The organism is Marinobacter santoriniensis NKSG1 (assembly GCF_000347775.1).
Lineage (GTDB): Bacteria > Pseudomonadota > Gammaproteobacteria > Pseudomonadales > Oleiphilaceae > Marinobacter > Marinobacter santoriniensis.
In genome coordinates this window covers 170,704-185,195 of the sequence record NZ_APAT01000022.1, presented here as the reverse complement: position 1 = coordinate 185,195, position 14,492 = coordinate 170,704, and the positions used below count along the sequence as shown (strand labels likewise).

General features: G+C 62.8%; 14 protein-coding genes. 5 read left to right on the top strand and 9 right to left on the bottom strand.

The genetic code is table 11. The features are described from left to right. The first annotated feature begins 1 nt into the window (after position 1). Genes MSNKSG1_RS14960 through MSNKSG1_RS14945 form a run of 4 tightly spaced genes read left to right on the top strand, consistent with a single transcriptional unit; the run spans position 2 to position 3,382 of the window. Positions 2 to 943 (top strand): SDR family oxidoreductase, encoded by a 942-nt coding sequence (locus MSNKSG1_RS14960; RefSeq protein WP_008940130.1) that lies wholly within the window; start codon positions 2 to 4, stop codon positions 941 to 943. Next, the gene (locus MSNKSG1_RS14955) at positions 940 to 1,749 is read left to right on the top strand and encodes an SDR family oxidoreductase (RefSeq protein WP_008940129.1); all 810 of its coding nucleotides are present in this window, start codon (positions 940 to 942) and stop codon (positions 1,747 to 1,749) included. The genes MSNKSG1_RS14960 and MSNKSG1_RS14955 overlap by 4 nt, the downstream gene beginning before the upstream one ends. Then, positions 1,746 to 2,498, top strand: a complete 753-nt coding sequence (locus tag MSNKSG1_RS14950) for a sulfite exporter TauE/SafE family protein (RefSeq protein ID WP_008940128.1) — start codon at positions 1,746 to 1,748, stop codon at positions 2,496 to 2,498. The genes MSNKSG1_RS14955 and MSNKSG1_RS14950 overlap by 4 nt, the downstream gene beginning before the upstream one ends. Positions 2,499 to 2,536: 38 nt before the next feature. Continuing rightward, on the top strand, positions 2,537 to 3,382 hold the full coding sequence (locus tag MSNKSG1_RS14945; RefSeq protein WP_008940127.1) for a translation initiation factor eIF-2B: 846 nt from the start codon (positions 2,537 to 2,539) through the stop codon (positions 3,380 to 3,382). Here MSNKSG1_RS14945 and hrpB read toward each other — a convergent pair. From hrpB to MSNKSG1_RS14910, 7 genes are all read right to left on the bottom strand, one after another. After that, a complete protein-coding gene (gene hrpB / locus MSNKSG1_RS14940; RefSeq protein ID WP_008940126.1) occupies positions 3,336 to 5,822 on the bottom strand; it encodes an ATP-dependent helicase HrpB in 2,487 nt (828 codons plus the stop codon). The two genes, MSNKSG1_RS14945 and hrpB, sit on opposite strands and share 47 nt — an antisense overlap. Before the next feature lie 420 nt (positions 5,823 to 6,242). Then, a complete protein-coding gene (locus MSNKSG1_RS14935; RefSeq protein ID WP_008940125.1) occupies positions 6,243 to 7,457 on the bottom strand; it encodes a YbfB/YjiJ family MFS transporter in 1,215 nt (404 codons plus the stop codon). Then, complete coding sequence (locus MSNKSG1_RS14930) at positions 7,457 to 8,119, bottom strand: SCO family protein (RefSeq protein WP_008940124.1); 663 nt, start codon at positions 8,117 to 8,119, stop codon at positions 7,457 to 7,459. The genes MSNKSG1_RS14935 and MSNKSG1_RS14930 overlap by 1 nt, the downstream gene beginning before the upstream one ends. A gap of 133 nt (positions 8,120 to 8,252) precedes the next feature. Further along, positions 8,253 to 9,173, bottom strand: a complete 921-nt coding sequence (gene cyoE, locus MSNKSG1_RS14925) for a heme o synthase (protein ID WP_008940123.1) — start codon at positions 9,171 to 9,173, stop codon at positions 8,253 to 8,255. After that, entirely contained in the window at positions 9,170 to 10,276 is a 1,107-nt protein-coding gene (locus MSNKSG1_RS14920) for a COX15/CtaA family protein (RefSeq protein WP_008940122.1), read from the bottom strand. Before MSNKSG1_RS14920 ends, cyoE begins: the two co-directional genes overlap by 4 nt. An 18-nt stretch (positions 10,277 to 10,294) precedes the next feature. Further along, positions 10,295 to 10,945, bottom strand: coding sequence for a hypothetical protein (locus MSNKSG1_RS14915; protein WP_201764960.1), 651 nt, complete (start codon positions 10,943 to 10,945; stop codon positions 10,295 to 10,297). Beyond that, complete coding sequence (locus MSNKSG1_RS14910) at positions 10,926 to 11,663, bottom strand: SURF1 family protein (RefSeq protein ID WP_008940120.1); 738 nt, start codon at positions 11,661 to 11,663, stop codon at positions 10,926 to 10,928. The genes MSNKSG1_RS14915 and MSNKSG1_RS14910 overlap by 20 nt, the downstream gene beginning before the upstream one ends. 80 nt (positions 11,664 to 11,743) lie before the next feature. On the opposite strand from MSNKSG1_RS14910, the gene MSNKSG1_RS14905 reads away from it, so the two are divergent. Then, a complete protein-coding gene (locus MSNKSG1_RS14905; protein WP_008940119.1) occupies positions 11,744 to 11,947 on the top strand; it encodes a twin transmembrane helix small protein in 204 nt (67 codons plus the stop codon). Between the two features lie 7 nt (positions 11,948 to 11,954). On the opposite strand, the gene MSNKSG1_RS14900 is transcribed toward MSNKSG1_RS14905, so the two are convergent. Together MSNKSG1_RS14900 and ctaD are read right to left on the bottom strand one after the other, a co-directional pair. After that, positions 11,955 to 12,842 carry a cytochrome c oxidase subunit 3 gene (locus tag MSNKSG1_RS14900; protein WP_008940118.1) on the bottom strand — a complete coding sequence of 296 codons (888 nt, stop codon included), beginning with the start codon at positions 12,840 to 12,842 and terminating at the stop codon, positions 11,955 to 11,957. A 59-nt stretch (positions 12,843 to 12,901) separates the two neighbouring features. Further along, positions 12,902 to 14,485, bottom strand: coding sequence for a cytochrome c oxidase subunit I (ctaD, locus tag MSNKSG1_RS14895; protein WP_008940117.1), 1,584 nt, complete (start codon positions 14,483 to 14,485; stop codon positions 12,902 to 12,904). Positions 14,486 to 14,492: the final 7 nt, after the last annotated feature.

Genomic DNA, 14,492 nt, shown 5'->3' with positions numbered 1-14,492 from the left:
CATGACCACCGACAAACGTATCCTGATCACCGGCGCCGCCGGCTACATCGGCCACCAACTGGGCAACCGGCTGGCGAAGGATTTCTTCGTAATCGGTACCGACATCCGACCACGGCAGGACCTGGACTTCCCCCTGGAAATCGTCGATGTCCGGGATCCTGATCTGTCCCGCCACCTGAGCGACAATCGCATTACCCACGTGGTTCACCTCGCCTCCATCCTTCAGGCCTCGTCGGATCGACAGCGTGACCACGACATCGACGTCAACGGCACCCGAAATGTGCTGGAAGCCTGCATCGCGGCCGGAGTCCGGCACATCACCGTAACCAGCTCCGGCGCCGCCTACGGTTACCACCCGGACAACCCGGAATGGATCGACGAAAACGATCCACTGCGAGGCAATCCCGAATTTGCCTATTCCGACCACAAACGGCTGGTCGAAGAAATGCTGGCCACCTACCGGACCGAACATCCGGAACTGCAACAACTGATCTTCCGCCCCGGCACGGTGCTGGGCGCGGAGACCCGCAACCAGATCACGGGTCTGTTCCTGGCACCCAGGCTGCTGGCGATCCGGGGCAGTGACTCGCCCTTCGTGTTCATCTGGGACCAGGACGTGTTGGCCGCCATGGAGCAGGGCATACGGGACGATCGCGCCGGGCGCTTTAACATGGCCGGCGATGGCGCCCTGACCATCGGCGACATTGCGAAGAAGCTGAACAAACCACTGGTTACCCTGCCGGCCACCGTTGTCAGAGCCGGGCTGCAGGTGGCGAAATGGCTGGGCAAACCGGTTGGCCCGGAACAGGTCAATTTTCTGAGGTACCGCCCGGTGCTCAGCAATCGTCGACTCAAGGAGGAGTTCGGTTACCGTTTACAGAAAACGTCGGAAGAGACCTTCGACCATTTCATTGCCCATGCCCGGCAGAAGGGGGACCTGTGACTGTCACGCTGATTACCGGCGCCGCCAGCGGCCTCGGCTGGGCCATGGCCCGTCACTGGTATCGCGCGGGGCACTGCCTGGTCCTGGCGGATATCAACACCGAAGCCCTGGCACAACGACGGGCGGAACTCGGCGACGATACGCGGGTGCACACCGTCACCGTTGACGTCACCCGACGCCCGGAACTGGAACACCTGATACGGGAAATCCAGAGCACCTTCGGACGCCTGGACCTGCTGGTGAACAACGCCGGAATTACCCACCGGTCACCGGCCATCAGCACCCGGCCGGAGGTGTTCCGGAAGGTCATGGCGGTCGACTGGCAGGGGCCGGTGGAACTCACCCAGCTGGCGTTGCCCCTGCTTGAGCAAAGCCGGGGCAGTATCATCAGTATTGGTTCCATGGCCGGCTGGATGCCCGTGCCCGGCCGGGCCGGCTACTGCGCCGCAAAGAGCGCACTGAGCCAGTTCTTCGAAGTGCTGCGACTGGAACTGGAGCCCCGGGGCGTCCATGTGCTCATGGTTTACCCCAGCTTCCTGGACACGCCGATCGAACACAACGCCCTGGGGGCGGACGGCGGACGGGCCAGACACGCCCGCTCCACCGTGGGCGGCATGGCCAGTGCCGATGACACGGCCCGCCGGATCGACCGCGCCTGGTGCAAACGACAACGCTGGCTGATGCCGGAACCGGTGTCGCGCCTGGGAAGCCTGCTCTGGCGAATCGCGCCATCGCTGTACCTGCGAACCGTGCGACGGAAGTTCGCCGGTGATATCCCGAATGGCGCCGAGGGTCCGGTCGCATGATCGATCCCTGGGTCTGGCTTGGCTGTGCCATCCTGCTCGCCTACACCATCGAAGCCATCACCGGGTTCGGATCCATCGTCATCGCCCTGTCCCTGGGGGCGTTGCTGTTGCCCATTTCCGAGATGTTGCCGGTACTGGTTCCACTGAACGTCTTGATGAGCGGATTCCTGACCTGGAAACATCGTCGGCATATCGACTGGCACCGTCTGAAAACCCTCATACTGCCCCTGATGCTGACCGGTACGGTAACCGGGTATCTGTTGGCACCCTGGCTGGGCGCCAACAGTCTCAGACTGTTGTTCGGCGCGCTGGTGGTCTGGTTTGCCGGCCGGGAACTGTGGCGCCTGTCCGGCGGACACGAGGCCATCCCCCACAGCCTGAACGCCAGCCGGGGCATCACCCTGGCGGCGGGCATTACCCATGGCCTGTTCGCCTCCGGCGGTCCACTTCTGGTCCACGCCCTGGCCGGTATCCGGCTGAACAAGGGCCGCACCCGGGCAACCCTGCTGACAGTGTGGTTCACGCTGAACCTGACGCTCAGCCTGCTCTACCTGTTCGATGGTCGCCTTACCGCCAGCGCCGGCCACCTGGTGTGGTATCTGCCACTTCTGGTGGTCGGGGTCCTGGTGGGGGAATATCTCCACCAGCGCCTTAACGAGATCCATTTCCGAAGGGCGGTCTATGGCGTCCTGCTGGTCACAGGCCTCCTCCTGGTCCTTCGCGCCGGCGTCTTTTTACTCGCTCCCTGACCCTGCTAACCTGACACAAACCCTTCCGGAACACGGCCATGGATGCGCAGGCAGAAGCGCTGCTATCGGCGCTGAAAAACGATCATCAGTCGGGAGCCACAAAGCTGGCCCTGAGAACCCTACGGGACCTGGCGGACTATCTGGACAAGGTCGGTCCCTCTATCCCGGAAAATGAGGCTCTGCTGACCGCGCTGAAACATGCCCGGCCCAGCATGGTAGTCATCGGCAATGCCATCGGGAAAGTGGAGACCCGGTTGCGGGCGCAGCCTGAACGGCCGGGCGAAGCAGTACGCAGTGTTCTGCAGCAGCTTGAACAGGCCACCAACGGAATTCTCGACCATGCCCTCGCGAAGATTCCCGATGGGGCGGTCATCATGACCCACAGCGCCAGCTCGGTGGTACTGGCCCTGTTCCGGCGACTGGCCAGGGAGAAGCGACCGGTGTCGGTCATCTGTACCCAGAGCAGTCCGGGCCAGGAAGGGCACGGGCTGGCCCGTGAGCTGGATGAACTCGCTGTTCCGGTAACCCTGATTACCGACGCCCAGATGGCGCTGTTCGTGGGTCGGGCAGATCTGGTGATCACCGGCTGCGACTGCTGGCTCGCCGACCACCACTTCATCAACAAGGCCGGCACCCGACTGCTGGCCCTGGCCGCCCGGGAACGGGGAGTCCCTTTCTGGGTGCTGGCCGACAGCTTCCGGGACAGCCCGGAAACCAGCAGGACCGTGACCCTGGAAGAAATGCCGGGCGAGGAACTTCAGGCTCCGGAAGGGTCGTGCATTACCCCCCGCAATATCTACTTCGAAACCGTCCCGGAATCACTGGTCTCGGGCCGGATCAGCGAGCAGGGCGTTTCTTTGTTCCCTGCTGGGGCTCGGCCGTGAACGGGTCTTCCGGCCACGGATGCTTGGGGTAGCGACCCCGCATGTCCTTGCGGACCTCCGGGTAGGCATTGCGCCAGAAACTGGCCAGGTCCGCGGTCACCGCCAATGGCCGTTGCGCCGGCGACAACAGGTGAATCACCACGGGAACCTGGCCACCGGCCACCCGGGGCGTTGCCGTCCATCCGAACAGGGCCTGAAGCTTGGCAGCGAGGACCGGGCCGTTGTCAGCGGTATAGTCCAGCGACACCTTCTGGCCTGTCGGTATCGTCAGGGCGCCCGGTGCCAACTCATCCAGCTTCTGCTGTTGCCGGTAATCCAGCAGGCTGTTGAGCGCCGGCAGCAGATTCAGTCTTGCCAGGTCGGCCCAGCGCCGCATGCCCACCAGGAACGGGGAAAGCCACGTCTCCAGGGTCGCAAGCAGGGCTTCGTCGTCAACGTCGGGCCAGTCTCCGGGAAAGGTTCTCGAAAGCAGTTTTACCCGGGCACACCACTGCCGGCTGGCGTCGCTCCATGGCAGACTGGCCAGCCCCTTTCGTCGCACCGCGTTCACCAGACCCTGCTGGATCAGCTCCGGGGCCGGCTTCCCCAGTTCTTTTTCCTCCAACACCAGTTCGCCGAGCTTCCGGACCCGCCGCGCGACCACCGTCCCCCGGGCATCGTCCCAGAGTGCGTCCTCGAGTTCATGGATATGGCCGCCAAGATCCTCCTCCAGATCCGGAAGATCCACGGGTGCCGCCAGATAGATCCTGGATTCCCGGGCATGACCATCCAGATCCGCGGCCACCAGCCACTCGTGGCGGGCCAGCGCATCCTCGTCCCGAAGCACGGCACCCTTGCCATTACTGAGCTGATATCGGGGTGCAGCGCCCGGTCGACGGCGGCCAATCCGGTCCGGGTAAGCGAGCGCCAGCAAACGTCCGACCTGGGCATCGGTTGGCAACTCATCCGTTTGTCGGTCATCGCCCACCAGGCGCCTGACCGACTGGCGAATGGCTTTCAGCCGGCTGGGATCCACCCGGACGCCTCCGGACTGCCCCCGCAAAACCCGAAGGCGTTCGTGCAGATCGGCACCCGCGGCCGGTCCCAGCAGATCCCGTTCTTCCAGCAGCGCTGCCAGTTCCGCCGCCGGAACGGCCATCCCCAGACGACGTCCCCGCAAGACCATATGGGCCAGTCGCGGATGAATGCCCAGCTCCCGTGCGGCCTTGCCGTGTTCGGTAACGGCACCCTCGTCATCCAGCATGTCGAGCCAACGAAGAAGGGCGACCGCCTGATTCCAGTGGGCCTGCGGCGGCGCATCCACCCAGGCCACCTGTTCCGGCTCCCGCGCACCCCACTGGGCAAGCTCCAGCACGAGAGGAGCCAGATCCGCCTCCTGAATCTCCGGCGGCGTAAACTCCGCCAGCCCGAACTGCTCGGACTCGCTCCAAAGCCGGTAGCACACCCCCGGCTCCACCCGGCCAGCCCGGCCCTTGCGCTGCTCCGCCGAGGCTTTTGAAACACGACCGGTGACCAGGCGCGTCATGCCACTATTGGCATCGAACACCGCCCGGCGCTGCTGACCGCTGTCGATCACCACCCGGACGCCTTCAATGGTCAGACTGGTCTCCGCAATCGCCGTGGCAAGCACCACCTTGCGCTGCCCCTCAGGCGCCGGCGAAATCGCCCGATCCTGCTCCTCGGCTTTCAGGTTGCCATACAGCGGCGCCACCGTTGCCCCTGCTGGCAACGCATCCCGTAGCCGACGTTCCACCCGCCGGATTTCCCCGGCACCGGGCAGGAACACCAGCAACGAACCACTCTGCTGTTCCAGTGCTTCAGACACCACGGCCACCACCCGGTCCTCCAGTCGAGCATTACGGTCCCGGGGGGGCGCCGGCCGATAAAACACCTCCACCGGAAACATCCGGCCTTCACTGGTGATCACCGGCACATCCCCCAGCACCCGGGCAATGGGCGCGGTATCCAGCGTCGCCGACATCACCAGCAACCGCAGATCCTCCCGCAACGCCTGCTGCGACTCCCGCACCAACGCCAGACCCAGGTCCGCCTGCAGCGACCGTTCATGAAACTCATCGAACAGCACCGCCGCATAGTCCTCCAGCATGGGGTCGTTCTGGATCAGCCGGGTCAGAATGCCTTCGGTCACCACCTCGATGCGGGTGGACGCCGACACCCGGGTATCCAGCCGCGTCCGATAGCCCACCGTTTGCCCCGGTTTCTCACCTAACTGCTTCGCCATGAACCGGGCAGCGGACCGGGCGGCCAGGCGCCGGGGCTCCAGCATCAGAATCCTGCGGTCCTCCCGCCAGGGCGCATCCAGCAACGCCAGCGGCACCCGGGTGGTTTTACCCGCACCCGGCGGCGCCTGGAGCAGGGCCGTGGTGGTCTGTTCCAGTGTGCGCTTCAGATCCGGGAGGATGTGGTCGATTGGGAGCATGAGGTTTCGTTTGGCTTGTTTTGGTCTGGGTTAAGACTGAGAGGATTGGGGGTGGCGCGGGGGCGCACTTGGATTTGGGCCGGGAAAGAACTCGCTGCGCTCAGACATCTTTCTCCGGTCCAAATCCAACTGCACCCCCACACCCGCCCAGGTTTTCAGTTAACGCGAGAGCTTACCATGGTCTGAATTGGGTTGGACCGATACAGATGCTGCGGGGAAGCCAGGGGAAAAACCTCGAACCCTTTGCTCTTTTTTATTTACCGATTTTTTTCATCATTTCGTCAACGACATCACCGTTGTCAGCTAGAGCGGGGTGGTGGGGGTATTTTCCCGCCAGAAATGGATGTCTGAGCGAAGCGAGTTCCATTTCCAAGGGAAAATACCCCCACCACCCCGATCAATCCCCCCAAACTGCCAGTCTTACGAACCAGCGCCAGAGTTAGAAGCATGCCAATCCTCCGGCCGCGGCACGAAGAACACGAACACCAGCCCGAACGCCAGCGCCGCCACGCCGATACCGAAGGCCGACACCAGGGTTCCGCCACCGTCCAGCCACTGCTTGGTCAGCCAGGGACCGACCATCTGGGTAAAGCCGTAAAGCGCCACCATGGCGGCCGACAGCCGGGGCCCCTGATGGGGATGCAGGGCTCGCCCAATGCGCTGGGTCAGCAGGACCGTGCCGAGAAAGGTGTTGCCCACCAGAAGCGCGCACAGAACCAGTCCGGTGCCGCCTGGCAGGATAACCGCAGCGAGCACGCCAAGGAGCTGGATCAGGAAATTCAGCTTCAATGCCGACAAATCGCCAATTTTCGCGCCCAATCGATTCCATATCCACGGCGCCGGAATGGTACACAGGGCCACGATCAGCCAGGTACCGTCCAGCAGCCAGTGCCCCGCCGGCAGTTCAAGTTTCGCGAGCAAAGGCAGGAAGGTCATGGGAAGAATGTAGCCCAGGCCGGCGCCGGCGTAGGACAGGAACAGGGGAACGCTGGCGCGATCGAGCAGCCGGGTGGTCGTCGGTTTTCCGGTGGTGTCACGATGGACTTCGGGCACATCCAGCCGGATCAGTTTGAGGGCCCCCCACCAGGCCAGGGGTATCGACAGCAGGGCGGCGGGCCACCAGCGCCCTGCGCCTTCCAGGAGGTTTGCACTTCCGGTCACAAGCCCGCTGGATAGCAGCAGGCCCAGACCAACGCCGATGTACACCAGGCCACTTTTCGACGCCCGGTTTCGCAGCACCAGCCATTCGAGAATCAGCGCCGGCGCGTGCACGAACACCATGCCGTTGGCAATGCCATTGAGCCAGCGGCTGACCGAAATCAGGGTCAGGTTGTCGGTCTGGGTGATCGCCAGGGTGGTAATGACATGCATCGCCAGCGCAACCGGCAGCAGGGTGCGAATCTGGTTAATGCGGTACCAGCGAATCGCCAGCATCGCGCCCATCAGGTAACCGAGGTAGTTCCAGGTGGCGACGGCAGCCCCGTTGGCGGCGCTGAACTGGCCATCGTCCACCAGGTACGGCAGCAGCGGGGTATAGATAAACCGCCCGAGACCGTGGACCACGAGCAGGACCACCGCGCCGGCGGCCAGGACGGTAACGAGTTCTTTGGGTGGTGTGGAGGTCTGGGCTGTCATCAAGAGCCCGCCCGCTCCCGATTGGCCCGGGCCCACTGGTAGATCCGTTCGAAGGCCTCGGCCAGCTGCCGGGGCTTGTGCGGGGGCTGGATGACCGCCTGCAGCTCACCATCGGGATTGATAAGCGCGAAATGCCCGCTGTGGTCCACCTGAAGCTGTCCGTTCTCCTGCCGGTGCACGAACACCGCATTCAGGCTCTTGGCCAGGGCACGGGTGGTATCGAGGTCACCGGTCAGGCCATGGAAGTGTTCGCCAAAGAAGCCCATATAGGTGTCGAGCTTTTCTGGCGTGTCATGCTCCGGGTCGGCGCTGATCAACAGGTAATCCGGTTGCGGCAGGGTCTTCGGCAACAGCTGATCCATCTGCCGGAGGTTGGTCATCGCCACCGGGCAGATGTCCGGGCAATTGGTGTAACCCACGAAGGCAAAGGTCCAGTGCCCTTTGAGGTCATCTCGCGTGACGGTCTTACCCGTCTCGTCGGTGAGCGAGAAGGGCGCCAGCGGTCGGCCCTGATCGTAGACAAACGTGTTCAGCTCGGCCAGATCCGGCGCCGGTATTGGCTCCTTGTCCACAAACAATGCCTGGCGGGCAATGACCAATCCAAAAACAAGCAATACGACCAACACCAGTGCAACCACGGTGATGCGAACAGAGCGATTCATTCAGGCTCCAACAGCAGAGTTCGGGGCCGGGGGTGGGAAATGTTTCTTCTGGGAAAAATAACTCGCTTCGCTCAGACATCTTTTTCCCGGCAGAAACACTCCCCACCCCCGCCCGGCAAAATAGGTTTATTCGTCAGAAAAACACAAAGTGATCCACAAGAATTACCACAAACAGCGTCATCAGGTAAGTGATGGAATATTTGAAGGTGTTGAGGGCCACCCGGCGATCGTCGCCTTTCAGCAACCGGATGGCGTAGTAGACAAAGCGTAAACCGAGGACCAGCGCCCCGATGAGGTAGATGCCGCCGGACATACCCGTGACAAAAGGTAGCAGGCTCACGGCCAGCAACATCAGGGCGTAGAGCAGGATGTGCAGTTCGGTGTAGGAGTTGCCATGGGTGACAGGCAGCATCGGAATGCCAGCCTTGGCGTATTCTTCCTTGCGGTGAATGGCGAGGGCCCAGAAATGCGGTGGCGTCCACGCAAAGATGATCAGGACCAGCAACAGGGCATGTCCCTCGATCTGGCCGGTCACTGCGGTCCAGCCCAATAACGGCGGCATGGCGCCGGCCAGTCCGCCGATCACGATGTTCTGGGGCGTCGCCCGTTTCAGGAACAGGGTGTACACGCCGGCATACCCGACCAGGGACGCCAGCGTCAGCCAGGCGGTGAGATGGTTGATCCACACCATCAACACCAGCATGCCGACAGCCGCCAGGGTCGCCGCGAAGATCATGGCGTCGACCGGGGCGATCCGTCCGGTGGCCACCGGACGTTTCCGAGTCCGGGCCATGACCGTATCCACTTTCTGGTCCACCACGTGGTTGACCACGGCGGCCGCGCCTGCCAGCAGTGCAATGCCCAGGTTACCCAGAACCAGCACGGTCCAGTCCGGGACGCCCGGCATGGCCAGCAACATGCCGATCACCGACGTCAGGATCATCAGGGCAACGACCCTGGGCTTGGTCAGTTCCAGGAAATCGCGCCAGGAGAGGGTTTGGCCAGCGGCCTCCACGGGGGATGGGGCTGGCAGTGTTTTCACAGATTCGCTCATACCGTTGCTCCCCGGTTGATGATGGCGGGCCCGGGTGCCCGGACCCGGGGTTGCTCAGGCAGGCGATGATGCCGCCAGGCAAGGTGAATGGTCGACAGCAGGAGACCGGCGCCCAGCGCGTTGTGCGCCACAGCAACCGGCAGCGGAATATGCAGCAGCACGTTGGCCATACCCAGCGTCACCTGGGCGACCAGAACGCCGGCCACCAGCAGGATCGAGCGGTCGAGGCCGCTCTGGCCGCGCCGTCTCCAGAGCGCACTGAGCAGGAGGGCGAAATAGCCAACCACGACCAGCGCGCCCACCCGATGAGTCATATGAATGGCGGTGCGGCCGTTGGCGAGGAGCTGCCCTCCCAGGTAGTTCGGGCCAACGTGCTGGGTCACGTCAAAGCCATGCCGGAAATCCATATCCTCCGGCCACCATTCGCCCTGGCAGGTGGGCAGGTCCACACAGGCAACCGCGGCATAGTTGGCCGCCGTCCAGGCGCCCAGCGCAATCTGCAGCACAACCAGCAGGACACCACCATATAGCCAGGGCCGGAAACCACTGAGGGCGGGCGTCGCGGGCGGTCTGGGCGTACCCCTGGCCCGGCGCCAGAGACGGAAGCTGAGCAGTGTCAGGAGGCTGAGGGTGGTAAACCCCCCGAGCAGATGTAGGGTGACCACCTGGGGCCAGAGTTTGAGGGTTACGGTCCACATTCCAAAAGCAGCCTGAAGCACGATAAAGGCCGCAATAAACGAGGGCAGTGCAACCGGAACACCCGCCTTGCGATGACGGATAGCCCAGCCCGCCAGGCCGAACACCATGAGGCCCAGCGTTCCGGCCGCGTATCGGTGGATCATTTCCGGCCAGCCCTTTTCGACGATCACCGGCGTGTCGGGAAAGCGGGCATTGGCCAGCGCGATGGAATGGTCGCTCTGGGGCACCGTCAGGAACCCGTAACACCCCGGCCAGTCCGGACAACCCAGACCGGCATGCACCAGTCGCGTCCAGGCACCGAGCATGATCACCATCAGTGCCAGGGTGGCGGCAGCAGTCGCCCAGATAGCCATGGTGCGATAGGCCCGGCGTGACACGGATTCCGTTGGGTGGGACAGATTCATGGCGTGCGCCTCCCCGAATCAACCGATCTTGGACAGCTTCAGCAGGTGCTTGAGATCCTCGAGCATGCCTTTGCCGGTATTCCCGATGTCGTAGTGCATCATCAGGTTTCCGAAAGGGTCCACCAACAGAATGCCCGGAGCCCTGGACGGGTTCACCCCATCGGGCCATTGCGGTGTGGTTCCCTCCGCCGGTGACAGGCGCTCCATCAACCGATACTCCGCGTTCCAGTTGTCGGCCAACGCCGGCGGAATGGTACCGAGCGCCGCGGCTCTGGAAACCCGGTTGGCGTTCTTGCCAAGTGCGATGTTGACCTGACGCGTCCGGTACAGAAGCGACTGGCACTCGGAACCGCACTCGTCTGCCACCACGATCAGCAACCATTGGGGCTCCGCGACCGTTGGTCCGAACCGTTTCGACAGGGGCTCACCGGAATCGGTCTGCAGGTGCAGTGACGACACCGGCACCGCCGGCTGGATGAGCCGGCCATTATTGGTATGGCTCGCAGGATTGAGCCAGCCGGTGTAATACATCACCGTAGCCAGAATCATGGGTCCGAAGCCCAGTGCGAACAGCAGATAGGCGGTTCGGCGGCCGCGACGCACCTGGGCGGGTGTCGGGCCCGTGGCCCGGTCTCCTTGGGGAATCCGATCAGCCGTTGTCATTGTCATTATCGGCTCCTGTCTTGCGAAAGCTTGCCACGACGGTCAGCACAACCAGAACAAATGCCATCGTGAACCATTGGGCGGCGTAGCCGTAATGGGTGCCTGGCCCCATCAGGTCCGGCGCCCAGTCCGCCCGATAAGCCCCGGGCTGTGGCTGGTCATCCAGCCGGATGATCATGCCGGCCAACGGCCCGGCCACCTCGCTGGCGCGGTCTTCCGGCAATGCCTGTACCCGTCGGGGCCACCCATCACCCTCGCCGGACGCCTCCCCCAGAACCGGCGGCACGGGATAATCGCCAAGCCGGCCGGACAGGGTAACCAGACCGTGAGGCGTTTGGATGGCCGGCAGCTGCGATCGTCGTTCCAGAGCCGGAACCCAGCCCCGGTTGACCAGTACCCTCGGCCCTTCCAGCGGCATAAACACCGTGATCACCTCGTACCCCGGCCGGCCATCCCGGGTCCGGTTGTCCAGCAGCCAGCTGTGGCTGCCGTAATGTCCGGTCACGCGAACCGGCTGCTCCGACGCCGGATTCGATGCCATCAGCGCCGCCCAGGGCCGGGTTTCGGCCTGCCGCTGCCAGCGCGCCAGCAAGGCCTCCTTCTGCCCCGCCCGGTCCAGCTGCCAGATACCCAGGCCAATGAGCAACGGCAGAAGCAATCCCGAGAACACCAGTAATCGCCAGTCCGGCCGCCAGACCCGTCCCGTCACCCGCGAATCAGACATGCTCTGCTATAGTGGTTCCATCGGTACCGATAACCTGCGGGTCCGGCAAACTCCACCCTCCAACAATACCCGGAGTGACCATGCTCAAAGCCGTGATCGTTATCCTGTTGCTCGCCGTCGTCGTCAGCCTGTTCAGTGGCCTTTTCTTTCTGATCAGGGACGGCGGCAAAACCCGACGTGTGGTTAACTCCCTGGCGATACGTGTCCTGCTCAGCATACTGCTCCTGGTGATTATCCTGATTGCCTTGTGGCAGGGCAGCCTGACGATGAATCCGACGCCCTGACACGCGGTCAGAGGATGTAAACGAACACGAAAAGCCCCAGCCAGACCACGTCCACAAAGTGCCAGTACCAGGACGCGGCCTCGAAGCCAAAATGGTTGTCGGCACTGAAATGCCCCTTGAATATGCGCACCAGCATGATGATCAGCATCAGACAGCCCAGGGTCACATGGGCGCCGTGGAAGCCGGTCAGCATGAAAAAGGTGCTGCCGTAGATCCCGGAACTGAGCGTCAGATCCAGCTCCGCATAGGCATGGTGGTATTCGAACGCCTGCAGGGTCAGGAAGGACAGCCCCAGGACAATGGTGGCCGCCAGCCACAGTTTCACCTTCTGACGGTTGCCGGCCTTCAGGCCGTGATGGGCGACAGTCACTGTGAAGGAGGAGCTGACCAGGAGAATGGTGTTGATCAGCGGCAGTCCCCAGGCGCCAATAACCTCTTTTGGCCCAGGGTAGGCAGACGGGTCGGGATTCTGGGTCAGTGGCCAGGTCGCCTGGAAACCATCCCACAGCATGGCCGAAGACCCCCGGTCGCCCTCGCCACCCAGCCAGGGCACCGCGAACGTCCGCACGTAGAAGAGTGCGCCGAAGAACGCGGCAAAGAACATCACCTCGGAGAAAATGAACCAGCTCATGCCCCAGCGGAAGGTCCGGTCCATCTGCGGGCTGTAGAGCCCGGCCCGGCTCTCCCGGATGACATTCCCGAACCAGCCAAACAGCATGTAGGCCATGATCAGGGCGCCCAGGAAAAACAGGGTCCACGGAATCGTCGTGCTCTCACCCTGGCTGCCGTTGACAAGAATGGAGGCCAATCCAAACAGGGTCAGCCCCAGGCCCACCGTTGCGATGATCGGCCACTTGCTCTGCTCCGGAACGTAGTAGGTCTGGTTCGTCGCCATGACAATCTCCGATGGCTCAGCCGTTGTTGATGTTTCCTGTTCCCTGGCCGCCGGCCAGACTATTTCACCTCCGGCGGCGTTTCGAAGGTGTGATAGGGCGCCGGTGACGGAAGTGTCCACTCAAGTCCCTCGGCGCCTTCCCAGGGCTTCGCCGGGGCCTCTTTCCCGCCCCGGATGCATTTGATCACGATGAACAGGAACAGAAGCTGGGTGGCCCCGAACGTGAACGCGCCGATACTCGACACCATGTTGAAATCCGCGAACTGCAATGCGTAATCCGGAATCCGCCTCGGCATGCCCGCCAGCCCGAGGAAGTGCATCGGGAAAAACGCCAGGTTCATACCAATGAACGACAGCCAGAAATGGGTCTTGCCCAGGGTTTCGTCGTACATGTGTCCGGTCCACTTGGGCAGCCAGAAGTAGGCCGAGGCGAAAATCCCGAAGATGGCACCGGGCACCAGGACATAGTGGAAATGGGCCACCACGAAATAGGTGTCGTGGTACTGGAAGTCAGAGGGGGCAATGGCCAGCATCAATCCGGAAAAACCGCCGATGGTGAACAGGATCACGAACGCCACCGCAAACAGCATCGGCGTCTCGAAGCTGAGGGACCCACGGAACATGGTCGCCACCCAGTTGAACACCTTCACGCCGGTCGGCACCGCGATCAGCATGGTCGCGTACATGAAGAACAGTTGGCCTGCGATGGGAATGCCAACGGTGAACATGTGGTGCGCCCAGACCACGAAGGACAGCAGGGCGATGGCGCCCACCGCATAAACCATCGATGCGTACCCGAACAGCGGTTTGCGGGAGAAGGCCGGAATGATATGGGACACCGCGCCGAATGCCGGCAGGATCATGATGTAGACCTCCGGGTGTCCGAAGAACCAGAACACATGCTGGAACAGCACCGGGTCGCCGCCGCCGGACGCATCAAAGAAGCTGGTGCCGAAGTTGATGTCCATGAGCATCATGGTGACCACCCCGGCCAGAACCGGCATGACGGCGATCAGCAGGAAGGCGGTGATCAGCCAGGTCCACACGAACAGCGGCATCTTCATCAGGGTCATGCCCGGCGCCCGCAGGTTCAGGATGGTGGCGATCACGTTGATCGCACCCATGATGGAGGAAATGCCCATTATGTGAATGGCAAAAATGAAGAAGGTGGTGCTCGGTGGACCATAGGTGGTGGACAGCGGCGCGTAGAAAGTCCAGCCGAAGTTGGGGGCACCGCCTTTCATGAACAGGGTCGACACCAGGATCAGGAACGCACAGGGCAGCAGCCAGAAACTCCAGTTGTTCATCCGTGGCAAAGCCATATCCGGCGCCCCGATCATCATCGGAATCATCCAGTTGGCCAGCCCCACGAACGCCGGCATGACCGCCCCGAACACCATGATCAGACCGTGCATGGTGGTCATCTGGTTGAAGAATTCGGGCTGCACGATCTGGAGCCCCGGCTGGAACAGCTCGGCCCGGATGACCATCGCCATGCTTCCGCCCAACAGGAACATGGTGAAACTGAACACCAGGTACATGGTCCCGATGTCCTTGTGATTGGTAGTCAGCAGCCACCGGGTGAAGCCCCGGGCCGGACCGTGGTGATGCTCCTGGGTGTGAGTATCTGCAACCGCACTCATGAAACCC

Coding starts and splice junctions, on each gene's coding strand:
- MSNKSG1_RS14960 (WP_008940130.1), top strand. CDS start 2: ATGACCACCGACAAACGTATCCTGATCACCGGCGCCGCCGGCTACATC.
- MSNKSG1_RS14950 (WP_008940128.1), top strand. CDS start 1,746: ATGATCGATCCCTGGGTCTGGCTTGGCTGTGCCATCCTGCTCGCCTAC.
- MSNKSG1_RS14945 (WP_008940127.1), top strand. CDS start 2,537: ATGGATGCGCAGGCAGAAGCGCTGCTATCGGCGCTGAAAAACGATCAT.
- hrpB (WP_008940126.1), bottom strand. CDS start 5,822: ATGCTCCCAATCGACCACATCCTCCCGGATCTGAAGCGCACACTGGAA.
- MSNKSG1_RS14935 (WP_008940125.1), bottom strand. CDS start 7,457: ATGACAGCCCAGACCTCCACACCACCCAAAGAACTCGTTACCGTCCTG.
- MSNKSG1_RS14930 (WP_008940124.1), bottom strand. CDS start 8,119: ATGAATCGCTCTGTTCGCATCACCGTGGTTGCACTGGTGTTGGTCGTA.
- cyoE (WP_008940123.1), bottom strand. CDS start 9,173: ATGAGCGAATCTGTGAAAACACTGCCAGCCCCATCCCCCGTGGAGGCC.
- MSNKSG1_RS14920 (WP_008940122.1), bottom strand. CDS start 10,276: ATGAATCTGTCCCACCCAACGGAATCCGTGTCACGCCGGGCCTATCGC.
- MSNKSG1_RS14915 (WP_201764960.1), bottom strand. CDS start 10,945: ATGACAATGACAACGGCTGATCGGATTCCCCAAGGAGACCGGGCCACG.
- MSNKSG1_RS14910 (WP_008940120.1), bottom strand. CDS start 11,663: ATGTCTGATTCGCGGGTGACGGGACGGGTCTGGCGGCCGGACTGGCGA.
- MSNKSG1_RS14905 (WP_008940119.1), top strand. CDS start 11,744: ATGCTCAAAGCCGTGATCGTTATCCTGTTGCTCGCCGTCGTCGTCAGC.
- MSNKSG1_RS14900 (WP_008940118.1), bottom strand. CDS start 12,842: ATGGCGACGAACCAGACCTACTACGTTCCGGAGCAGAGCAAGTGGCCG.
- ctaD (WP_008940117.1), bottom strand. CDS start 14,485: ATGAGTGCGGTTGCAGATACTCACACCCAGGAGCATCACCACGGTCCG.